This is a genomic window from Kocuria rhizosphaerae (assembly GCF_044462265.1).
Lineage (GTDB): Bacteria > Actinomycetota > Actinomycetes > Actinomycetales > Micrococcaceae > Kocuria > Kocuria rhizosphaerae.
This window is the reverse complement of the sequence record NZ_JBISWL010000018.1, coordinates 39,623-61,321: the sequence shown is the minus strand read 5'-3', so window position 1 is coordinate 61,321 and position 21,699 is coordinate 39,623. Positions and strand designations below refer to the sequence as shown.

At 70.1% G+C, this 21,699-nt stretch carries 16 protein-coding genes; 3 read left to right on the top strand and 13 right to left on the bottom strand.

Going from position 1 to position 21,699, the window contains the following annotated elements:
• Positions 1–119 precede the first annotated feature (119 nt).
• From ACH9EU_RS02160 to ACH9EU_RS02140, 5 genes are all read right to left on the bottom strand, one after another.
• On the bottom strand, positions 120–938 hold the full coding sequence (locus ACH9EU_RS02160; protein ID WP_396412290.1) for an aldolase/citrate lyase family protein: 819 nt from the start codon (positions 936–938) through the stop codon (positions 120–122).
• Entirely contained in the window at positions 923–1,717 is a 795-nt protein-coding gene (hpaH, locus tag ACH9EU_RS02155) for a 2-oxo-hept-4-ene-1,7-dioate hydratase (RefSeq protein WP_396412289.1), read from the bottom strand. The genes ACH9EU_RS02160 and hpaH overlap by 16 nt, the downstream gene beginning before the upstream one ends.
• On the bottom strand, positions 1,714–3,246 hold the full coding sequence (locus ACH9EU_RS02150) for a fumarylacetoacetate hydrolase family protein (protein ID WP_396412288.1): 1,533 nt from the start codon (positions 3,244–3,246) through the stop codon (positions 1,714–1,716). Before ACH9EU_RS02150 ends, hpaH begins: the two co-directional genes overlap by 4 nt.
• 176 nt (positions 3,247–3,422) lie before the next feature.
• Positions 3,423–4,397: an ABC transporter substrate-binding protein gene (locus tag ACH9EU_RS02145; RefSeq protein ID WP_396412287.1), complete on the bottom strand. Its 975-nt coding sequence runs from the start codon at positions 4,395–4,397 to the stop codon at positions 3,423–3,425.
• 161 nt (positions 4,398–4,558) lie between these two features.
• Positions 4,559–5,989, bottom strand: coding sequence for an amidase family protein (locus tag ACH9EU_RS02140; RefSeq protein WP_396412286.1), 1,431 nt, complete (start codon positions 5,987–5,989; stop codon positions 4,559–4,561).
• 140 nt (positions 5,990–6,129) lie between these two features.
• Here ACH9EU_RS02140 and dnaB point away from each other — a divergent pair, with 140 nt between their 5' ends.
• Entirely contained in the window at positions 6,130–8,925 is a 2,796-nt protein-coding gene (gene dnaB / locus ACH9EU_RS02135; protein WP_396412285.1) for a replicative DNA helicase, read from the top strand.
• A 556-nt stretch (positions 8,926–9,481) separates the two neighbouring features.
• Here the strand turns inward: dnaB and ACH9EU_RS02130 are convergent.
• From ACH9EU_RS02130 to ACH9EU_RS02110, 5 genes are all read right to left on the bottom strand, one after another.
• Positions 9,482–10,918: an aldehyde dehydrogenase family protein gene (locus tag ACH9EU_RS02130; RefSeq protein WP_396412284.1), complete on the bottom strand. Its 1,437-nt coding sequence runs from the start codon at positions 10,916–10,918 to the stop codon at positions 9,482–9,484.
• Between the two features lie 169 nt (positions 10,919–11,087).
• Entirely contained in the window at positions 11,088–12,416 is a 1,329-nt protein-coding gene (locus ACH9EU_RS02125) for an FAD-dependent oxidoreductase (RefSeq protein ID WP_396412283.1), read from the bottom strand.
• A 59-nt stretch (positions 12,417–12,475) separates the two neighbouring features.
• Positions 12,476–13,285 (bottom strand): MoaF C-terminal domain-containing protein, encoded by an 810-nt coding sequence (locus ACH9EU_RS02120; protein ID WP_396412282.1) that lies wholly within the window; start codon positions 13,283–13,285, stop codon positions 12,476–12,478.
• A gap of 72 nt (positions 13,286–13,357) precedes the next feature.
• Positions 13,358–13,702, bottom strand: a complete 345-nt coding sequence (locus tag ACH9EU_RS02115; RefSeq protein ID WP_396412281.1) for a cupin domain-containing protein — start codon at positions 13,700–13,702, stop codon at positions 13,358–13,360.
• Positions 13,703–13,754: 52 nt separating this feature from the next.
• The gene (locus ACH9EU_RS02110; RefSeq protein WP_396412280.1) at positions 13,755–15,293 is read right to left on the bottom strand and encodes an amino acid permease; all 1,539 of its coding nucleotides are present in this window, start codon (positions 15,291–15,293) and stop codon (positions 13,755–13,757) included.
• Positions 15,294–15,605: 312 nt separating this feature from the next.
• On the opposite strand from ACH9EU_RS02110, the gene ACH9EU_RS02105 reads away from it, so the two are divergent.
• A complete protein-coding gene (locus ACH9EU_RS02105; RefSeq protein WP_396412279.1) occupies positions 15,606–16,187 on the top strand; it encodes a TetR family transcriptional regulator in 582 nt (193 codons plus the stop codon).
• 695 nt (positions 16,188–16,882) lie between these two features.
• On the opposite strand, the gene ACH9EU_RS02100 is transcribed toward ACH9EU_RS02105, so the two are convergent.
• A complete protein-coding gene (locus tag ACH9EU_RS02100) occupies positions 16,883–18,439 on the bottom strand; it encodes a sulfatase-like hydrolase/transferase (RefSeq protein ID WP_396412278.1) in 1,557 nt (518 codons plus the stop codon).
• Between the two features lie 572 nt (positions 18,440–19,011).
• On the opposite strand from ACH9EU_RS02100, the gene ACH9EU_RS02095 reads away from it, so the two are divergent.
• A complete protein-coding gene (locus ACH9EU_RS02095; protein WP_396412277.1) occupies positions 19,012–20,220 on the top strand; it encodes an aminotransferase class I/II-fold pyridoxal phosphate-dependent enzyme in 1,209 nt (402 codons plus the stop codon).
• A gap of 51 nt (positions 20,221–20,271) precedes the next feature.
• On the opposite strand, the gene ACH9EU_RS02090 is transcribed toward ACH9EU_RS02095, so the two are convergent.
• Entirely contained in the window at positions 20,272–21,393 is a 1,122-nt protein-coding gene (locus ACH9EU_RS02090) for an LLM class flavin-dependent oxidoreductase (RefSeq protein WP_396412276.1), read from the bottom strand.
• Between the two features lie 91 nt (positions 21,394–21,484).
• Positions 21,485–21,691, bottom strand: a complete 207-nt coding sequence (locus ACH9EU_RS02085; RefSeq protein WP_396412275.1) for a tautomerase family protein — start codon at positions 21,689–21,691, stop codon at positions 21,485–21,487.
• Positions 21,692–21,699: the final 8 nt, after the last annotated feature.

The window sequence follows — 21,699 nt, the reverse complement described above, 5'->3', positions numbered from 1 at the left end:
GCACGCACGTGCTCCGGCCGGCCTTTCGCCTGTCCACGGGCCGCCGGACCCGGCCCGGAGTACTCGTGACCCCGCTCCCGGGCCCGTGCCCTCTCCCGGGCCCGGTGGAGGCGGCCGGCTCAGTAGCTGGCGGGGGTGCCCGCCGGCTGCGCCTCGTGCCGCGGCACGTACTTCGCAGCGAGGGCCTCGCTGCCGCGGGCCAGCAGGGCCACGTCGGCGCCGACGAGGAGGAAGTCGGCCCCGGCGTCGAGATAGCGGCGGGCGGAGGCCTCCGCGAAGGCGTTGACGCCCACCGGCTTGCCGGCGGCCTTGACGGCGCGGACGGTCTGCTCGACGGCGGCGACGACGTCGGGGTGCTCCTGCTGTCCGATCACCCCCAGGGAGGCGGCCAGGTCGGACGGGCCGACGAACACGGCGTCGACCCCGTCGGTGGCCGCGATGGCCCCGGCGTTGCGCACGGCCTCGGCGGATTCCACCTGGACGACCACGGTGATGGTCTCCGAGGCCCGGGTGAGGTAGTCCGGGACCCGGTTCCACCGGGCGGAGCGGGCCAGGGCCGAGCCGACCCCGCGCACCCCGTGCGGTGGGTACCGGGTGGCGGCCACGGCCGCGGCGGCGTCCTCGGCGGTGTGGACCATGGGGATCAGCAGGCTCTGGGCGCCCAGGTCGAGGTACTGCTTGATGACCACGACGTCGTTGACCGGCGGGCGGACCACCGGGATGCTGTCGGAGGCCTGGACGGCCTGGAGCTGGGCCAGGACCGACTCGAGGCCGTTGGGGCTGTGCTCGGCGTCGATCATGACCCAGTCCAGACCCGCCCCGGCGCACAGCTCGGCGACCAGCGGGCTGCCCGAGCACACCCAGATCCCGGCCAGCGGCCGGTCGGTGGTGGCCAGGGCGTCCTTCAGCGAGGGGGGCAGTGCTACGCGAAACGACATGTGATGGTTCCCAGCTTTCCGTAGTCGGCGAGGACGGTGTCCCCGGGGTGCACCCACAGGGGGCGCGTGAAGGATCCGGCGAGCACGATCTCTCCGGCCTTGAGGGTGTCGCCGTGGGCGGCGATCTTGTTGGCCAGCCAGTACACCCCGGCGGCCGGGTGGTTGAGCACCCCGGCGGCCACCCCGGTCTCCTCCACCGCCTCGTTCTTGTAGAGGATCGCGCCGATCCAGCGCAGGTCCACGTCCTGCGGCCGCACCGGGTTCCCGCCGATGACCATGGCCCCCATGGCGGCGTTGTCACTGATGGTGTCCACGATGGTGCGGCCCTCCATCTGGATCCGCGAGTCCAGGATCTCCAGGGCGGGCACGACGTAGTCGGTGGCGTTCAGCACGTCGAAGAGCGTGGCTCCCGGGCCGGTGATCTCCTGCTTCAGGACGAAGGCCAGCTCCACCTCGACCCGCGGGTGGCTGTACTGCTCCCAGGCCACGGTGGCCCCGTTCTCCAGGACCATGTCGTCGAAGATGATGCCGTAGTCGGGTTCGGTGATGCCGGTGGCCTGCTGCATCGCCCGGGAGGTCAGGCCGATCTTGTGCCCCACCAGCCGCCGCCCGGCGTCCTCGCTGCGGGTGCGCCACAGTCGCTGGACCGCGTAGGAGTCCTCGACCGTCATGTCCGGGTACCGGGCGGTCAGCAACGGCACGGGGGTGCGGGTGCGGCCGGCCTCGACCAGCTCGTCGGCGATGGCCGTGATCACGGCCCGGTCCAGGGCTCCGGTCACTTCGGCTCCTCGTCCGGGTCCGCGTCCGAGCGCTCGGTGCGCCACTGCTCGTACTTCTGCAGCCAGGCCTCGTTCATCGGGTACAGCCCGTCGACGCCGTGGCCCCGGCGGACCATCTCGAAGACGAACTCCTCCTGCGCCTCCTGCGCCAGGCAGTCCTCCACCAGCTCCTCGGCCAGGGCCGGGGGGACGACGAGGATGCCGTCGTCGTCGGCGACGATGATGTCCCCGGGCTGGACGGTGGTGCCCCCGCAGGCGATGGTGATGTCGGTGTCCCACGGCACGTGGCGCCGGCCCAGGACGGCCGGGTGGGGGTTGGCGAAGAACGTCGGCATCTCCAGGCCGGCGACGGCGGAGACGTCGCGGACCCCGCCGTCGGTGACGATCGCCGCCGCACCGCGGACCTGGGCGCGCAGCGCGAGGATGTCCCCGACGGTGCCGGTGCCCTTCTCGCCGCGGGCCTCCATGACGAGCACCTCGCCCTCGCCCACGGAGTCCACCGCCCGCTTCTGGGTGTTGTACCCGCCGCCGTGGCTTTTGAAGAGGTCCTCGCGGTTGGGCACGTAGCGCAGCGTGCGGGCGAGCCCGACGACCTTGGTGCCGGAACGGGTGGGCCGCAGCCCGTCGATGCTGACGTTGTTCAGCCCGCGCTTGCGCAGGTTGGCCGAGAGGGTGGCCGTGGCCACCGACTCCAGCTTGGCCTTGAGCTCGGGTGCCAGCACGGGCCGGGACATCCCGGGGGTGACCCCCGCGGCCTCCGCGCTGCCCCAGGCGTCCACCCGGTCGGCGTCCGTGACGCGCGGGGTGTTCCCGAACGCCTGGAACGGCACCTCGCCCTGGACCACCGGGGTGGACAGGCGACCGGACGAGAGCCCGGTCCCGGGGGCGTCGACCTCCACCTCGACGACGTCCCCGGGAACGACGACGGAGGAGCCCGCCGGGGTGCCCGTGAGGACCACGTCGCCGGGGTGCAGGGTCATCAGCTGGGAGAGGTCGGCCACGATCCGGGGGAGGTCGAAGACCAGCCCGTCGGTGGTGTCCTGCTGGGCGAGGTCCCCGTTGACCCAGGTCCGGACCCGCAGGCCGGACGGGTCGACGGCACCGGCCGGGACCAGCCGGGGCCCCACGGGCGTGAAGCCGTCGCCGGACTTGGACCGGACGTTGGAGCCCTTGTCCGCGTACTTCATGTCGTAGACGCCCAGGTCGTTGCTCGCCGTCACCCAGCCCACGCAGGACCACGCGTCCTCGACGGAGACCCGGCGCGCGGCGGTGCCGATGACCAGCGCCACCTCGCCCTCGAAGGCCAGCAGCTCCGTGCCGGCCGGGCGCTCGACGGGTGTCCCGCTGAGGCTCAGCGACGAGGTCGCCTTCAGGAAGTAGGAGGGGTGCTCCGGGATCCTGCCGCGCTGCTCGGCGCGGGAGCGGTAGCTGAGGTGGACGGCGAGGACCTTGCCGACCGAGTGCAGGAACTCCTCGTCGACGGGGCGGGGGGACGTGGCGGGACCGTCCGGAGGGATCGGGGCGGGCATGCGCGACTCCTGTCGTGTATTAAATCGTATATGATTTAGTGTGTGCCACGTCTCCCGTTCCGTCAAGACGTCCCGCCGCTCCCGTCGTCGTCCGCGGAGCTCCGGGAGGACGACGGGGGGCGGGTCCGGTCCCGGACCCGCCCCCCGTCTCCTGCCGTCCGACGGCGGTGCGCGGCCTACTGCTCCCGGATGAGCTCGTCCAGGTCGGCCTCGTTGTCGATCACGCCGTACTTGAGCATGAGCTCGCCGAGCTTCTCGAGCTCCTCGCGGTCCACCTCGGCGTCGAACTCCTCGAGCCGCAGGTCGGCCGCGACCTCCTCCGGCATGTTGAGGAAGCTCACGATGGTCTCCCGCACCCGGTCGGGGTTGTCCTGGGCGAACTGCGTGGCCTCCGCGATCGCGGCGTCGTAGCGCTCCATGACCTCGGGGTTCTCCTCGGCGAAGCTGGTGCTGCTGAAGGTCACCATGGTGTCGAGGCCCGGGACGGTGTCCTGGTAGTTGTAGCCGACCAGCTGGGTGTTCTCGCCGTTGATCAGCTGGGTCAGGAAGGGCTCCGGGACCCAGGCGGCGTCGATCTGCCCGCGGTCCAGCTGGGCCGGCATGTCCTGGAAGGGCATCTCCACGAAGTTCACGGCGTCCGGGTCGCCGCCGTCCTGGCTCACGGCCTCCTTGATGGTCAGGTCGCCCTGGCCGTTGACCGTGTTCACCGCGACGCGCTTGCCGGCCAGGTCCGCCCAGGAGGTGATGCCGGATTCCGTGGTGGCGGCCACGCCGGTGATGTCCTCGCCCTCGGCGAGGGAGCTGCTGTAGCCGCTGAGGATCTGCATGTCGAGACCCTGGTCCTTGGCGAGGATGACCGACAGCGGGTTGCCCACGCCGATGTCCATGGACCCGCCCGAGACGGCCGGGAGCATGGCGGCGCCGCCCTGGGCGGTCTCGAGCGTGACGTCGAGGCCGTGCTCCTCGAAGATGCCCTCGTCGACCGCCAGCTGCACGGGCGCGGACGGGGCGATGGGGATGACGCCGATGGTGAGGGGTTCGAGCTCCTCCGTGTCCCCGCCCCCGCCGCCTCCGCCGCCCCCGCCGCAGGCGGTGAGGGCGAAGGTCAGGACGGTGCCGGCGACGGCTGCTCTGGTGATCACGTGCTTCATGGTGGTCCTCTCCCTGGAGTGGGTCGTGCCGGCGTCGAGCCCCCGGCGCCCTCGCTGTGACGTGCATCACGCACGGCGGTGTCCTCACCGTAGAGCCATACCGTTGTGTTCGTCAATGGTTGTGACGGTCAATCCTCATGGGTCCCGATGAGGGGCTGCGGTCACCGGTCCCGGAGCAGCGCCTCCACCGTGCGCGCGAGGTCCAGCACGACGGCGTCCGACCCGGGGCCGCCGCCGAGCTCCAGGCCCACGGGCAGGCCCTCGGCGGTGTGCCCCGCCGGGATGCTGACCCCGGGGGTGCCGAGGAAGCCGGCCAGGTCGCAGTGGCGCGTGAACGTCTCGTACGTGGGCACCCGGCGGCCGTTGAGCTCCACGGTCTCGTCCTCGCCCAGGGGGCGTGCCGTGAGCGGGGCCGTGGGCTGGACGAGGGCCGTGACCCCCTGCGCGGCGAGCGCGGCGGAGTAGAGCCGGCGGGCCATCGCCCGCTCCTCCTGGGCCGCCCGGTACTCGTCGTCGGCGGCGCGGAACACCTCGGCCAGCTGCCAGATCCGCCGCACGTCCGGGCCGGCGATGCCGTCCCGGATCTCGGCCAGGGAGCGGCGGCCGGCCCCGGCGGCCAGGTAGGACTCCAGGTCCGGAAGGAACTCGTGCAGGGCGATCGTCATGCCGGCCGGGGCCGCGAGCTCGCGGGCCGGGCGGACGTCCACCTCGACGAGCTCCGCGCCGGCCGCCTCCAGGGCCCGCAGGACGGCGCCGAAGACCGCGTCCACACCGGGCTCGAGGTCCCGCAGGAACAGCTCCGGCACCCCCAGGCGGACGCCGTGCAGCGGCCCGGGGCCCTCGTCGTCGACCTCCAGCCGCCGCGCGCCCGGCGCGCCGTGCGGGTGCTCGCCGGCGAGCAGGGCGTCCAGGAGCACGACGTCGTCCACCGTCCGCGCCATTGGCCCCACCGTGTCCCGGGAGTGGGCGAGCGGCAGGACGCCCGAGGACGGGTAGCGGCCCAGCGTGGGCCGGAACCCCACGATCCCGCACAGGGCGGCGGGCAGGCGGGCCGACCCCGCGGGGCCCGCGGCCACCGCCGCCGGGACCAGGCCCACCGCGACGGCCACCGCCGAGCCCCCGCTGCTGCCGCCCGCGGCGAGCAGCGGGTCCACCGGGTGGTGCACCGGGCCGAAGGCGCCGTTGTTGGACGTGACGCCCAGTGACAGCTCGTGCAGGTTGGTCTTCAGGACCAGGATCGCGCCGGCCGCCCGCAGCCGGTCCACGGCGGAGGCGTCCCGGCCCGCCACGTGGTCCCCGAGCGCGCGCGTGCCGCCGGTGGTCGGGAACCCCGCGACGTCCAGCACGTCCTTGACGGCCAGGGGGACGCCCGTCAGCGGTCCGTCCGTCTCGCGCCGGTCCAGCGCGTGGGCCAGGGCCCGCGCCAGGTCGGCGTCCACGCTGATCACCGCGCCCAGCGCCTCCGCCACCGGCAGCCGCTCCAGGAGGGCGTCCACGTGCTCCACGTGGCTGATCCGCCCCGCGGCCAGCTCCTCGCGGGTGGTCCTGATGTCCCACGAGGAGGGCCCGCTGAGGTCTGTGCTGAGCGTCATGGTCCATGGTGTCCACGGGAGCCGCCGGGCGGCAAGCGATGTCCGCGGTCGGTGCGAGAATGGAGTGGCTGTCCGGGGGGACCGGGCGGCGTCGTCGTCGTCGGTCGTGCGTCCGCACGGGCGCGAGGAGAGGTGTGATCGTGTCGGAGCAGTCGACCGTGGAGGACCGGCAGTACGGCCGGACCCCGCCGCAGGACAACGTGGCGGAGCAGTCCGTGCTCGGCGGGATGATGCTGTCCAAGGACGCGATCGCGGACGTCGTGGAGGTCATCCGCGGCAACGACTTCTACAAGCCCGCCCACGAGTCCATCTACGAGGCGATCATCTCGCTCTACGGGCGCGGGGAGCCCGCCGACGCCATCACCGTGGCCGACGAGCTCACCAAGCGCGGGGAGATCGAACGGGTGGGCGGCCCCGCCTACCTGCACACCCTCATCTCCTCCGTGCCCACTGCGGCCAACGCCGGCTTCTACGCCGACATCGTGCGCGAGCGCGGCGTGCTGCGCCGGCTCGTGGAGGCCGGCACCAAGATCGTGCAGCTGGGCTACAGCTCCGACGGCGAGGTCGACGACATCGTCAACGCCGCCCAGGCCGAGATCTACCAGGTGGCCGAGCGCCGCTCCTCCGAGGACTACACGATCCTCAAGGAGGTCATCGAGTCCACGGTCGACGACATCGAGGCCGCCGGCACCCGCGGCGAGGGCATGCGCGGGGTGCCCACCGGCTTCATCGAGCTCGACGAGCTGACCCAGGGCTTCCAGGGCGGGCAGATGATCGTCATCGCGGCGCGCCCGGCGATGGGCAAGGCGCTCGCCCTGGACACGCCGCTCCCGACGCCCACCGGCTGGACCACCATGGGCGAGGTCCGGGTCGGGGACGACGTCATCGCCGCCGACGGCACCCCGTCCCGCGTGGTCGCGGCCACCGAGGTCATGACCGGCCGGCCCTGCTACCGGGTGCGCTTCGACGACGGGTCGGAGATCGTCGCGGACGAGCAGCACCAGTGGCTGACGGAGACCACGGATTCCGCCGAGGTGCGCACCACCGAGCAGATCCTGGCCGCTCTCGTGGCCGGGGAGCGGCACGACGTCGTCAACGCGCCCGGCCTCGACCGGGCGGACGCCGCCTACGAGCCCGGGGGACGACGGCGCATCACGGACATCGAGCCGGTCGAGTCGGTGCCGGTGCGGTGCATCGAGATCGACCACCCCTCCCACCTGTACCTGGCGGGACGGACCTTCGTCCCCACGCACAACTCGACCCTGGCCCTCGACGTCGCCCGGTCCGCGGCGATCAAGCACGACATGACCACGGTGATCTTCTCCCTCGAGATGAGCCGCAACGAGATCGCCATGCGCCTGCTCTCCGCCGAGGCCACGCTGAACATGCAGGACCTGCGCAAGGGGCGCCTGCAGGACGAGCAGTGGGCGAAGATCGCCACGACCATGGGCAAGATGGACTCCGCGCCGCTGTTCATCGACGACTCCCCGAACATGTCGCTGATGGAGATCCGGGCGAAGTGCCGGCGGCTCAAGCAGAAGCACGACCTCAAGCTCGTGGTGCTGGACTACCTCCAGCTCATGAGCTCGGGCAAGAAGGTCGAGTCCCGCCAGCAGGAGGTCTCCGAGTTCTCCCGGGCGCTGAAGCTGCTCGCCAAGGAGCTCGAGGTCCCGGTCATCGCGCTGTCGCAGCTCAACCGTGGCTCCGAGCAGCGCCAGGACAAGAAGCCCATGGTGTCCGATCTCCGTGAGTCGGGCTGCCTCACCGCGGACACCCGCATTCTCCGCTCGGACACCGGTGCCGAGACGACGATGGGCGAGCTGTTCGCCTCGGGTGCACGGGACGTGCCGGTGTGGTCCCTGGGCGACGACATGCGCTACGTCGAGCGGACGCTCACGCACGTGTTCTCCACCGGGGTGAAGCCGGTCCACCGCCTGGACCTGGCCTCGGGGAAGACGATCCGGGCGACGGCGAACCACCCGTTCTTCACCTACCGCGGGTGGAAGCCGCTGGGTGAGATCGCCGTGGGGGACCGGCTCGGCGTGCCGAGGCACACCGACGGTCCGACGGAGCGGACGCACTGGAACGACGCGCAGATCGACGACGCCGCCCGGGCGCTCGCGGCCGGCCGTTCTCCGTTGCCCGACGCCGTGTTCGCGGTGCCCAAGGCGCACATCTGGCGCTTCGTCCAGACCTACTGGGCGGAGCGCGGGCACGTCGGTCACGACGGGCCGGGGGCGACGGTCGCCGCGTCGTTCGACGACGGTGTCACGGCGGACCGGTTCAGCCGGCTCCTGCTGCGGTTCGGCATCTCCACCACGTGGTCGCCGGACCGGTCCGAGCTGGTCGTGGCCGACGCGGACGACCAGGTGCGCTTCCTCCGGGAGATCGGCCGGACCAGCGCCTTTGGCGACGCCGCAGGAGACCTTCTCGGGATCCTCGACGAGCCATCGGGCGCCGGCTCCGACGCCGAGCTCTGGCAGAGCGTGGGCGATGTCCTGGCCGATCCCGTTCCCGTGGGGACGCTCGTTCGCGAGGGGGTCGACGAACTCCGCTCACCCGGGCCCGCCCCGAAGCTGGCCCGCGTGTCAGCCCTGCTCGACGACGCCGACATGGATCTCGCCGCCGTGAACGACCTGCTGTGGGACACCGTCGTGTCGATCGACCACGACGGCGAGGAGGAGGTATTCGACGCCACGGTGCTCGGGAACCACAACTTCGTCGCCAACGGCATCACGGTGCACAACTCGATCGAGCAGGACGCCGACATGGTCATCCTGCTGCACCGCGACGACGTCTACGACAAGGAGTCGCCGCGTGCCGGTGAGGCCGACGTGATCGTCGCGAAGCACCGCAACGGTCCCACCAAGACGATAGTGGTGGCCTTCCAGGGGCACTACTCCCGGTTCGCGAACATGGCCCACGAGGGGCTCTGATGTCGAGATGCGGACAAAACTGAACAACCCTCGAGAAAATTGATTTCGGACTGAGCCGGGCCTGCGTAGCCGTTCTTGGCCGCTTTCTGAGGGCCCGAACCAGTATTCGGTGACTCGGCCGCTCGACTGATTTGCAGCGTCTTCGCATGACAGGCGCAGCTGCGCTGAGAACCATTTCAGTTCCCGGGTGATGTCCGCAGGTCTTCCGATGGACTCGGGCGCAGTCGAGATCTGGGAGGGCCGTACGGGCGCGTTCGGGAGCAGTCCCCAGCTGTTCGCAGGAGTCCCATGCGATCTCTTTGCGATCACCGGGGAATCAAAGCGCAGGAGCGAGGGACTGACCCGACTTCCGTTGACTCTCTGACCTGCCCTACAGTTCCCTTTGTGTCGGCCGTGAAGTGCCTGGAGGCAGGAGCTCCGTCCGGCGTTCGAGCCCGCGGAGCGGGAGCGTGCGGCTCGACCCGTTTGATGTGGAGGACGAACAGGAATGTATGGCTGCGGCGCCGGCTCCCACGCGGGGGTGCCGGCGCCGCCTGCGTTGGTTATGGATGGGTGCTCAGCCGTTGATGACCTGGGGGGCGCCGAGGTGCTTGAGTCCTTCGACGCCGAACTCGAGGCCGTAGCCGGATTGCTTGGCCCCGCCGAAGGGGATGCGGGGGTCCACGGCTCCGTGCCTGTTGATCCACACGGTGCCGGCCTGGATGCGGGCGGCGACCTCGCGGGCGGCCTCGGTGTCGGCCGACCACACCGAGGCCCCCAAACCCACCTCCAGGGCGTTGGCCATTGCGATGGCCTCGTCGAGGTCGGTGTACTTGACGATGGGTAGGGCCGGGCCGAACTGTTCCTCGGCCACCAGCGGGTTGTCGTTGTCCAGATCGGCCACGAGGGTCGCCGGGTAGAAGTACCCAGGCTTCCCGGTCTCGGGGTTCCCACCCAGCAGCACCCGTCCGCCGCCGGCCTTGGCCTTCTCCACCAGACCGGCAACGATGTCGTACTGGGCCTGGTTCTGCAGCGGGCCCAGCACGTTGTTCTCCTCCAGGCCAACACCCATCGGCATCTGGGCGGCGACCTCGGTGAGGGCTTCGCACACGGCGTCGTAGACGTCTTCGTGGACGTAGAGGCGCTTCAGCGCCGCACACGTCTGGCCGGTGTTGAGGAACGCCCCCCAGAAGAGGTCCTCGGCGATGGCCTGGGGGTCGACGTCGGGCAGCACGATCCCGGCGTCGTTGCCGCCCAGTTCCATGGTCAGGCGCTTCACGGTGTCGGCGGAGTTGCGGATGATCGCCTTGCCGGCCGGGGTGGAGCCGGTGAACATGATCTTGTCCACTCCCGGGTGGGCGACCAGGGCCTCACCGATCTCGCGGTCGCCGGTGACCGCGTGCAGCACGCCGGCCGGCAGCACCTGGTTGAGGACCTCCACCAGGGTCAGCACCGACAGCGGGGTGTAGCCGGAGGGCTTGACCACCACGGTGTTGCCCATGCGCAGGGACGGGGCGATCTGCCAGGTGGAGATCATCATCGGCCAGTTCCACGGCCCGATCGCACCGACCACGCCCAGGGGCCGGTAGTGCAGCTCGGCCTTGGTCCCGTTCTCCTCCACGAGGGTTTCCGGTTCCAGGGGGAGGGCGGCGGTGGCGCGCAGCCAGGCCGCGCACGCGCCGACCTCGAAGCGGGCATTGGGGCCGTTGAGAGGCTTGCCCTGCTCCCGGGAGAGCAGCTCGGCCAGGGCCTCGGCGTTGGCCTCCACGGCATCGGCGGCGGCGTCGAGGAGAGCCGAGCGTGCGGCGTGGCCGCAGGCCGCCCAGCCGGGCTGGGCGGTGCGGGCGGCGGCCACGGCCGTCTCCAGGTCCGTCAGGGAGTGCTTGGGCGCCCGGCCCACGACCTCGCCGGTGGCCGGGTCGAGCAGGGTGCGTCCGCCCTCGGCGGGCTGGATCACCGCCAGCAGATCGGCCGCACTCGAGAACGTCGGCAGGGCAATAGCTTCAGCAGTCATAACAACTCTCCTTTTTGGGAAATCCTTCACATCCCGGTCCGCTACGGATTCCAGGTCAGCTCCGGCTACTGCGGTGGCCGTAGGCGCATCGGGTCGATGATGTGCGGTTGAAGGGCTGGGGCAGGGCCACGGCGAAACGGCCCTGCCCCAGCGGTCTGTGAGTGGAGGCTCAGGCGGTGAGCTGAGCCTCCACAGGACGGGGCTGGACCAGCAGCTCTTGGATGCGGCGGGCGGCGATGAGGCCGCTCTCGATGGCGCCGTCGATGAACCCGCCCCAGCCGGTGGCGTAGTCGGCCCCGGCCAGGAACACCCGCCCGTCGGGTCGCTGCAGGTCCTCGAAGCACTCGGTGAGGTGCCCGGCGTAATGCATGGGCCACGTCTCCCCGGCGTACTCGTCGGCAACCCAGTTGTGCCCGGTGACCTCCAGGACCTCAAGGCCGGGCACGAGCTCGTCGAGCATGGCCTGGGCGGCGGCGACGTCGTCGATGGGCACCGCGGTGGCGTCGGGGCCGAAGGCGACCAGGGTGGTGGTGTCGGCGTCGAAGTACTCGGCCTGAACGAAGTTCAACGGCGACTCCGCGTGCGCGAAGGCCACGAACCGCTCCTGGCGCCCGCGCACCTTGATCCACAGTTTCGCGCCCCGCCCGGCCTGGCCCCGCTGGGCGGCCTTGACCTTGGGCGCCGACAGGGCAGGGGTGAACTCCACGGAGCCCAGGGCGCCCAGGGGCAAGGTCACGACGACGGCGGAGGCGGTGAACCGAATCCCGTCGGCGGTGGTGACGGTCACGGTGCCCTCGGCCTGGTCCACGGCGGTGACCGGGGTGTTCAGGTGCGGATCGATCTCGGCGTCGGCGCGGATCGCCTCGATCAGCGTTCTCGTGCCGCCGTCGATCTTGTAGGTGGCGCAGGCCTCGAACATCAGCTTCCAGTCCCCGTTGGAGATCGCCGCCCAGCGCAGCGCCTGGGTGTAGGCGGCCTCATCCAGGCGGCCGTTGAAGTTCAGCGCCCAGAACGACCGCACCAGCTCCCGGACCTGTGGGTCCAGGACCAGGTCGTCAATGGCTTGAGCCAGGGTGGTGCTGTCAATTTCGGTGCATGCGGGGTTGTGCAGCGGCTCCCACGGCAGTGGGAAAACCTCGCGGGCAGGGGCCAGTAGGCGGGTGTTGGCCTCGTCCATCAGCTCCAGGATCTCCTCGGCGCCGCCCTTGATGATCTGCCCGTCGACACGGCGGTAGCCCGTGGTGAACTCGGGCCCGGCGACAGGTTTGATGCCGTAGCGGCCCATCTCGGCCCAGACGAAGGGCTGGATCCAGTGCACCCAGGTGCCACCGAGCTCCAGGGGCCGGCCCATCCGCTCCTCGAGCCAGGTGCGCCCGCCGATGCGGTCCTTGGCCTCGAGCACGGTCACGGTGTGGCCGCGCTGGGACAGTTCCCGGGCGGCGGTCAGTCCGGCGAAGCCGGCGCCGATGACGATGACGTCACTGATGTTCTCGGTCATGATCGTTTCTTTCGACGGGGCGGGTAGAGGTGCGGCTGCGTGCGGAACTGAGCCGCTGCTCAGTGCTTGAGGTGGTCTTGGGGGTATGCGGTGGTGTTGAGCACGGTGAGCCGGGAGTTGAACGGCAGCACCAGCGGTTCGGCGGTGGTGTCGTCCCAGCCGAACATCCGCCCGATCGAGCGTTGCTCGCGCAGGTCCACCAGCAGCACCGACTCCACGGTCATGACCCGTTCGGTCCAGAAGAAGAGATAGAGGTCCTCGGCGACCTCGAAGGCCAGGGTCCGGTCGACGTCGGCCAGTCCCTTCTCCCCACCGCGCAGGCAGTGCCACACGAACGTGCCGGGGGTGAGGTAGATGTGCTCATAGGCCTCCACGTCGCTGTAGCGGTAGTAAATCCGCTTGCCCACCAGCCCGGTGGAACGCTGGTGGAAGGCCGCCTCGGTGCCCTCGAGGCGGGCATGGGTGAACTCGGTGCTGCCCTTGACGGCGCCGTTCTGCTCGTGAAGGGCGGAGACGGCAATGGTGGCCACACCGGTGTTCTGGTTGAAGACCACGGTGATATCGCGCATCCGCCGGCCCTCACCGTGCACGAAGTCGATGATGAAGATCCCCGGGCGGGCCTCAATGGCCTTGTAACCGGCCTGCACGATCTCCTCATGACCCGCCGTGCCGGCACTCCACGTCAGCGCGGAGTCGTCGCGGAAGGCCATGGTGAAGCTCCGGCCGTCCTCGCCCAGCAGGGTCAGACTGGTGCCGGCCAGGGCCGGCGAGGCGGGAAGGGTCTGGTCCCCGAAGCCGTCGAGCATGGTGGACACCGAGGGCCACTCGTCGACGGGAACGAAGTCCTGGAACGAGTTGTCGATGGTCATGGAAAGAACTCCTTCGGAGGGGATCAAGAGGTGGGTCTGCAGCGGGTGCGGCGCGCGAAACGCGCCGCCGGCTCAGCTGTAGACGAAGAACTCGACGGTGGGTTCCAGGACCTGCCACCGGGTCATCGCGCCTTCGGTGAAGGAGGCCATGGACCCGGCGGTGAGGTCGAAGGTGTCCCCGTCCCGGACCTGGATGCGCAGGCGGCCGGAGACGATGTAGATGGTCTCGTCCTGGTGGATGGGCAGGTCGAAGGCCTCGGGGGCCTGCTCGGGGGTGACCTCCCAGATCCCGGCCGAGAGGGCCTGGCGCCCACCCTGTCCGGGCTTGCGCAGCCACCGGACGGTGCCGACCTCGAAGGGCTCGGGAGCTGTGGTGTCGGTGTCGGCGTGGAAGACGGCGGCGAGGGCTGCGGACATGATGGTTTCCTTCCCAAGAGGTCAGTTCGATCAGGGGATATGGACGCGGTGGTCAGCGGGTCGCGGGCACCGAGGGGGTCGCGGGGGTGGGCCGGGGATCGCGCAACAGCGGCAGGTGCTCCTGGACGCGGCGGCGGTAGAGGTAGAGCACCAGGGACAGGGCCAGGATCCCGACGCCGATGGCCAGTTCCTTCGGTCCCCCGTAACCGGTGAGCTCACTGGACAGGGCCCCGACGACCAGCACGACCGCGGTGTAGACGACCAGCGCCACCGCCAGGGGTACCGCGTAACCTCCCACCCGGAAGGGTCGGTTGTACTCGGGGTGGTCGCGGCGCAGGACGAGGAAACCGGCCAGGGCCAGCAGGATCGCCAGCAGGTAGCCCAGGTTGGCCGCGACCAGGATGGAGATCGGGTTGGCGATGAAGACGATGAGCACGACGTTCATTGCCACCGCCGCGTAGATCGCCCGGGCCGGGACCCCGTGGCGGTTGGTCTTCTCGAGTTGCCGGGGCGCGAGCTTGTCCAGGGCGGCTCCGTAGAGGGCGCGGGAGCCGTCGGCCATCGAGGCGTTCACGCCCATCAGCAGGGCGGCCAGGATGGCCAGGAGCATCACATCGGTCAAGGGCCCGGCCGGCAGCACCCGGGTGAAGGCGGTGACGAACATCCCGGCCGGATCTGTCGCGGCTTCCTCCTGGGTGATGAGCCCGCCCACGCCGAAGGGTACGAGCAGGAAGATCCCGAAGGTGTAGGCCCCGGAGGTGAACAGCGCTTTCCTGCCGTCCTTCTTCGAGCGGTACTCGGGCATGAAAGCTGCGCACATCTCGGTGCCGTAGGCGGTCCAGCCGATGAGGTAGAGCCAGACCAGGGCCAGCTGGATCGTGGCCCAGGGGTCGGCGGCCAGATCGCCCAGGCCCCAGGTGAGGTTCGGGGCCTGCCAGGACCCGGAGACGAGGGGGGCAGCGATGAACACGGCGAAGGAGGCCAGCAGCAGCACCCCGATCACCTTGTTCACCCAGGCGGCCGGCTGTGCGCCGAAGAGATTAGGCACCATGATGAGCAGGATCAGCCCGATGCCGATCAGCTGCGCCGGCCCGATCTGGGCCACCCCAAGGTTCAGCGCCCAGGTGGCCTCGGGCAGCCAGCGGGCGGCGACGACGACCCCGGCGGTCACGCTCACGATGGAGATCACCGCCGACCAGCCGAACCAGTAGCCGAAGGTGGCCAGCGCCCCGGCCGGGGCGAAACGCTCCCGCCAGGCCTCGTGGGCGTATATCGGCACCCCGCCGGGCTTGTCGGGGAAGATCGAGGCCATCTCGGCGAACAGGCTGTTCTGCACCCAGCCGATCAGCGCCGCGAACGCCCACAGGACCATCGCCGACAGCCCCCCGACCACCGCCACGGTGGCGCCGAAGGAGACGTAGAGCCCCCCGGAGACGGCCATCGACATCGCGAAGGCGTCCTTCCAGGACAGGCGGGCGTGCAACTCGGTGGGCGCCTCGCCCGGGCCGGGTGTGCCCGGCGGTGTCGAGGGTGAGCCCGGCGACGCCGGCGTCGACCCGGTCGTGGCACCGGAAGTGATGGGTGAAGACATCAGGTCCCCCTGGGATTGGGTGCTGCCAGCGCCACACGAGGTAGCCCTGTGGATCGCAGCGCAGGTCTGAGACGAACAGAGGAGCGTCGCTCTTGCAGAAGTCCGGAGTGACGCGAGTCACTGTGCGTGACAGCCTAACTCTGCACTTGCAGAGTTTGAATGGCAAGGGGTAGCCCCAAAATTTCTTCGCCCGAAGGTCGGAGATGCGCGGATGCTCGCCGATCAGGCGCCCACGGGCCTCCCGTGGCCAGGCCGACCGGTAGCGTGGAGAAACAAGGGATGTCTGGGGCAGGTGCAAGGACAGGAGCGCAAGTGGCGGGACGCAATGGGGTCTACGGGGCAGGCCGGGAGGCCCTGCTCGACGCTGTCATCGAGCTGGTGGGCCGCGACGGGCTGAAATCGTTGAGCTACCGGAAGGTGGCCCAGATCGCCGGAGTGGACAACACGCTGATCTCCCACCACTTCGGCTCCAAGGCCGCCCTGCTGGAAGCGGCCATGGACTATGCGGCCCAGCGCACCCTGGAAGGCACCGAGTTCGAACGGATCTTCCACGGTGCGATCGCCGACAACGTCCTGGACGCCGTGCGAGAGTCTCCCGAACGACAGGCCTTCCAGTTCGAGATGGTCCTGGCCTCCCGGGCGATCCCAGCCCTGCGACCGGCAGCCGAGCGTCTGTACGGCGCATACGTCCAGCGAATGCAGGCAGCCCTCGCCGCCGCCGGTTACGACGCCGACGAAGCCGTAGCCCGGCTGGTGTTCGCCGCCCTCGACGGACTAGTGTTCCAGCGCATCACCGTCGCCACCGAAGACCAGACGCGATCAGCGCTGGACCAGGTCGAGCGATTGCTGCCCGCAGGGCGCAAGGTCTCCCCAGTCGCTGATCAGACGGCGTAGCGCAAGAACCCCATGAAAGCTCGAGTTGTCGTGGTCGCCAGAGCGGGGGGTGCGCCAGTCGGTAACCAACCTGCATGTCACGGTGGAGTTGCTCGCCTGTGCCACAACTGCACGGACTTGGACTTTACGTAGGGCCCGGTTACCGGCCTTTCGGCGACTGGGACGATCTGGCGGACAGTCCCATGCCTGACTGCTGTTTCTCGAGTCTTTTCCCTTGTCGGGCGGCCTCTGGAGACGAGATGTGGCGGTCAGTCATGCGGGGCCCGTCCTATCACCCCATTGACCTCCGAGATGCCGGATCGCAGTCCCCGCAGCGTCGAGACGAGAAATTTTCGCATGGGCATCCTGAATCAGGCGTCACGGAGGCAGCGGAACACCAGAGCTCCACGGAAATCTGGCGCTGCTGCAGTGGCGCGTAAGAGAAGCCACTTCGTCCTCGCGTTCGGTTCCGGATCGTTTCTGCGGGCCGGAAGACAATGCGTTGTACGGCCAGGGACCTTGTCGTCGGGAGGTGGAGGGAAAACCGAACGGTTCCCCGCGCCTCTCCTGCTGGTTCAGTTTCGGTCGGGGATTCCGTTCAGTTCTGAGCGCAGCTCGACAACGACGTACGTTCGAGGAACTCGTTGCCCTTGCGCGGGGGTGTACGCGCAGCGACCGTCGCCTGCTCGGATCGGGACTTCGGGGCCCTGACCGTGCTACTGGGCGGCGTCCTCGCCGGCCCAGGCCTGCGCGTAGAACAGCGGGGACAACGAGCCCAGCAGCTCGGCATAGGCACCCGGATTCAGTGCCTGCGCTGAACCGTCGGGGACCGTCGAGGCGAAGACGGACACGCCCAGCCCGGCCTCATGGTCCTTCACGGTCAGGCCGGCGGCCTCCAGGATCGTGGGGTACATGTTCAGCTGGTCCACGCCGGGCCGCAGCTCGTCGTTCTCGTCCTCGCCCGGAACCCAGATCCGGTTGAAGACGGTGCGGTTGTCGTGGTCGTCCAGCTGCTCGTGGAAGGCGTCGCCGGCGCTCATGTGCTTGAGGTGGTCGCCCATGATCACCACGGCGGTGTCCTCGAGGTAGCCCTTCTCCTTCATGTGGTCCACGAATCCGGCCACCTGGGTCATGGAGCAGGAGAACACGGCGGTGACCTCGTTCTGAGTGTCCACGGTGCAGTAGTCGAAGACGTGCACCGGCTCGTGGGTGTCCAGCGTCAGCATGGAGAGGTGGAACGGCCGGCCGGTCCTCTCCGCCTCGGCGTGCAGCTCGTCGATCTCGTCCTTGGCGTGGGCCATGAGGCGTCCGTCGCTCAGACCCCAGTCGCCGCGGAAGTTCTTCTCCGGTTCGCCGGCGGCGCGCCAGTCGGAGAGGTCCTTCACCTCGGAGTAGCCGTGGCTGCTCAGGAACGTGTCCTTCGCGGCGAAGGAGGCGTTGGCGCCGCCCAGGAAGACGTTGTGGTAGCCGTGCTGGTCCAGGACGTCGCCCAGGCAGGTCAGCCCTGCCAGGTAGGTGTCGACGTCGCCGCCGAGCGCGTTGAGGGCGCCGCTGCCGACGGCGGAGCCCATGCCCTTCAGGGGAACGCCGCACTGTGTCGCGGTGAGACCGGCCATGGTCCAGCCCCCGCCCTTGTACTGCTGGAAGTCGTCCACGCTCTGCCAGCCTTCCGAGGCCTCGGTGACCTCCTTCAGCGGAGCGAACGCGTCCTTCTCGAAGAGCTGGTCGTCCGCGAGGGTGGCCTCGCCGGACTCGAGGTAGATCAGCACCAGGTTGCGCCTGTGCTGGTCGCTGGTGACGGTCGGCTCCACATAGTAGTGGCCGATGTCGTACCTGGAGTTCGCCGCCCTGAGGTAGTCCCCGATGCGCACCGTGGTGGCGAAGGCCGTTGTGCCGCCGACGACCACCGTGGCCACCAGAGCGGTGGAGACGGTGCGCATGATCCACGGCGAGCGACGAGGACGCAGGCCGTCGCCGGTGCGGCGCTGCTTGCGGCGCCGGACGTACTGCCACAGGGCGATCCCGGCGGTGACGAGCAGGGGCACGACGCCGACCCCGAGGATGCCGATCCAGACGATGGGGCCGCCCCCGCCGTCGATCTCCACGGAGACGAGGTTCAGGAGCATCTGGCCCACGGAGATCCTGCCCCAGAAGAAACGGATGCCGGCGGCGGCGATGAGAAGTGAGAGACCCGCCCAGATCAGGACGTAGACCGAGACGTGTCCCACGACGACGCCGACCCGTCGGACCACGTGGAGAATCCGACCGGACATGGCAGCACCTCGCGTTCCGGATGCCCGCGTGTTCGCCGAACACCCTTGACATCCAACCCATTCTCGCGCCCGTAGCAACCGAGTACCGATACGTTACCCGTTCCTCATCGGCGGACTCGTCGAACCACGGTCCCCAGAGGCGCCACGCGGCGCGTAGGTCTTGTCTACCCGCCGGTGCCGCTGACGACCAGACCCATATTTGCGGTGGAGAAGTGCGGGATAACGGATGTCCGGCTCGTCCCGGGTGACAGGGATGTTGTCGACGGCATGGACCCGTCCGGCCGCTCGGTCCTCGCCCGTGACCGGCGGATCCACGCCGGAAGCCGTGTGAGGCTCCACCGAGGAGGAGTGGATCGGCGGGAGCTCCACCATCCAGCAGGACGAGGTGGTGGTGCTCTCGGGAGGGGTCCTGCAGCAGGAGGTCGCTCTCGTGGCGGGCGCCGCCGGCGAGGCCGGCCCGCACGGCCGGCCCCGGGTGTGGCATCGTTGCCGCTGAACGCCTGTGCTGGGATCCGGCTGGTCGTCGCCTCCTCACGACGACCGGCGCGACGGCCACGAAAGGACCCGTGATCATGGACGCACCGCCGAATCCTCTGGAGACACTGTCGCTGGACCAGCTGCGGCGGCGCACCAGCAGCAAGTGGCGCGCCCATCCCGAGGACGTGCTGCCGCTGTGGGTCGCGGAGATGGACGTGTCCTTGGCCCCGGCGGTGGTCCGGGCGGTGCACGAGGCCATCGACCTCGGTGACACCGGATACCCGGCCGGCACCGACTACGCCGAGGCGCTGAGCGCTTTCGCGGCTCGGCGGTGGCGGTGGGACGGCATCGCGGTGGAGCGCACCGCCGTCGTCCCGGACGTCATGCTGGGGGTGGTAGAGCTGCTGCGCCTCGTGACCGATCCGGGGGACACGGTCGTGGTGAACTCCCCGGTCTACGCCCCCTTCTACGCCTTCGTCTCCCACGACGCCCGCCACGTCGTGGAGGCACCGCTGGGCGACGACCTCAGGATCGACCTGGACGTCCTGGAGGCGACGTTCCGGCGTGCGCGGGCGCACGGGGGCAAGGTCGCCTACCTGCTGAGCAACCCCCACAACCCCACCGGGGCCGTCCACACCCGCCAGGAACTGACCGCGGTGGCCGAGCTGGCCCGCCGCCACGGTGTGCGGGTGATCGCCGACGAGATCCACGCGCCCCTGGTGCTGCCGGGGGCCGAGTTCACCCCGTATCTGAGCGTGCCCGGCGCCGAGGACGCGTTCGCCCTGTTGTCCGCCTCCAAGGGGTGGAATCTCGCCGGGCTCAAGGCCGCTCTGGCCGTCGCCGGCCCCGACGCCGCCGCGGATCTGCGTCGCATGCCCGAGGAGGTCGGCCACGGTCCCAGCCACGTCGGGGTCATCGCCCACACCGCCGCCTTCGCCGAGGGCGGGGCGTGGCTGGACGCGCTGCTCGAGGGCCTGGACGCCAACCGGACACTGCTCGGTCGCCTGCTGGCACAGCACCTGCCGGAGGTGCGGTACACCCCGCCGCAGGGGACCTATCTGGCCTGGCTGGACTGCCGCCACCTGGGCCTGGAGCCCGGCGACCGCCCCGACGGGCTCGCCGTCGCCTCGGACATGGCCGCGACCGCACGCATGTTCCTCGACCGGTCCCGGGTCGCCCTGAGCTCCGGGCACGTCTTCGGCACCGGCGGGGCCGGACACGTGCGGTTGAACTTCGCCACCTCACGGTCGATCCTCACCGAGGCGGTGACCCGGATGGGGCAGGCCGTCCGGGACCTGCCGTAGCCGTGCGGAGCTCCGGCGCGGTCTCGGGCCGGGACCGCGCCGGAGGGTCCGTCAGGCCGTGACCGTGGAGTCCACGGGGCTCTCGCTGGGTGTCCGCCGGTCGGCCGGGTGCGGCGCCGTCGAGGCGTCCGTGCCGCCGAAGGCGGGGACCACGTGCTGGACGAACAGCTCGAGCGACTTCTTCTTCTCGGCGTGCGTCATGCCGTTGTCGATCCAGTAGGCGAACTCGTCGACGCCCAGGTCCTCGTAGTGCTTGATCCGCTCGATGACCTCCTCGGGTGTGCCGATCATCGCCGACCGGTGCAGGCTCTCTGGCTCGAACTCCGGGCGGCCCGCGAACTTCTCCTCGGGCGAGGGCTCGAGGAAGCCGTTGACGGGGGTCGTCCTGTTCCCGGCCCAGGCGTCGAAGGTCCGGTAGTAGCGGTTGATCGCGTCGGCCGCAGGACGCCAGGCGTCGGGCTCCTCGGCGTCGTGCACGTAGGTGTGCCGGAGGCAGAGGATCTCCGGCTTGCGCGCGTCCGGGAACTTGGCCATCGCGTCCTGGGTCTTGCCGGTGAGGTCGGCGACCTCGCGGTCGTCCTTCATGAGCGGCGTGACCATGATGTTGAAACCGTTCTCGACGGCGAACTCGTGGGACTCGGGGGAGCGGGCCGCCACCCAGATGGGGATCTCGGCCTGTACCGGCTTCGGCACGCTGGTCGAGGTGGGGAACTGCCAGATCTCCCCGTCGTGGGCGTAGTCGCCCTGCCACAGGGCGCGCATGGCCGGGAGGATCTCGCGCAGGTGCTGCCCCCCGGCGGCGGCGGGCAGGCCGCCGGCGAGACGGTCGAACTCGAACTGGTAGGCGCCGCGGGCGATCCCGAGCTCGAGGCGTCCGCCGCTGATGACGTCCAGCAGCGCGGACTCGCCTGCGGCGCGGATGGGGTTCCAGAACGGCGCGATGAGGGTGCCGGCGCCGAGACGGATGGTCGTGGTCTGCGCGGCGAGGTAGGCGAGCAGCGGCATGGGGCTGGGCGAGACGGTGTACTCCATCGCGTGGTGCTCGCCGATCCAGACGGTGGAGAACCCGCCGTCCTCGGCGACGTGCACCAGGTCGACGAGGTCCTCGAAGAGCTGCCGGTGGCTCAGCTGGTCGTCCCAGCGCTCCATGTGCACGAACAGGGAAAATCGCATGGTGGTCATCCTTTTCGGTCTCGGTGACATGTGGTCTGTGGCGAGGCGGTCGCCCGGGCGCTTGAGCACCAGGGACCCGGGGCCGTAGCCCTCAGCACGGTTCGGCGACGCCGGTCCGCTCCGCGATGGTGCGGTCGGCCTTGGACCAGTGGGTGGTGGGAACCTCCCGGACGATCACCGTGGTGTTCTCCGGGACGGCGCCGACGGTCTCCTCGGCGGCGCGGTGCAGCGCGGACACGAGGGAGCGCAGCTGCTCGGGGCTGCGACCCTGTGCGATGGACACGTCGATCAGGGGCATCGGTCTCT

Bases quoted from the DNA above. Each gene is read 5' to 3' on its own strand.
- ACH9EU_RS02160 (WP_396412290.1), bottom strand. From the start codon at position 938: ATGTCGTTTCGCGTAGCACTGCCCCCCTCGCTGAAGGACGCCCTGGCC.
- ACH9EU_RS02150 (WP_396412288.1), bottom strand. From the start codon at position 3,246: ATGCCCGCCCCGATCCCTCCGGACGGTCCCGCCACGTCCCCCCGCCCC.
- ACH9EU_RS02145 (WP_396412287.1), bottom strand. From the start codon at position 4,397: ATGAAGCACGTGATCACCAGAGCAGCCGTCGCCGGCACCGTCCTGACC.
- ACH9EU_RS02140 (WP_396412286.1), bottom strand. From the start codon at position 5,989: ATGACGCTCAGCACAGACCTCAGCGGGCCCTCCTCGTGGGACATCAGG.
- ACH9EU_RS02130 (WP_396412284.1), bottom strand. From the start codon at position 10,918: ATGACTGCTGAAGCTATTGCCCTGCCGACGTTCTCGAGTGCGGCCGAT.
- ACH9EU_RS02125 (WP_396412283.1), bottom strand. From the start codon at position 12,416: ATGACCGAGAACATCAGTGACGTCATCGTCATCGGCGCCGGCTTCGCC.
- ACH9EU_RS02120 (WP_396412282.1), bottom strand. From the start codon at position 13,285: ATGACCATCGACAACTCGTTCCAGGACTTCGTTCCCGTCGACGAGTGG.
- ACH9EU_RS02115 (WP_396412281.1), bottom strand. From the start codon at position 13,702: ATGTCCGCAGCCCTCGCCGCCGTCTTCCACGCCGACACCGACACCACA.
- ACH9EU_RS02110 (WP_396412280.1), bottom strand. From the start codon at position 15,293: ATGTCTTCACCCATCACTTCCGGTGCCACGACCGGGTCGACGCCGGCG.
- ACH9EU_RS02100 (WP_396412278.1), bottom strand. From the start codon at position 18,439: ATGTCCGGTCGGATTCTCCACGTGGTCCGACGGGTCGGCGTCGTCGTG.
- ACH9EU_RS02095 (WP_396412277.1), top strand. From the start codon at position 19,012: ATGGACGCACCGCCGAATCCTCTGGAGACACTGTCGCTGGACCAGCTG.
- ACH9EU_RS02090 (WP_396412276.1), bottom strand. From the start codon at position 21,393: ATGCGATTTTCCCTGTTCGTGCACATGGAGCGCTGGGACGACCAGCTG.
- ACH9EU_RS02085 (WP_396412275.1), bottom strand. From the start codon at position 21,691: ATGCCCCTGATCGACGTGTCCATCGCACAGGGTCGCAGCCCCGAGCAG.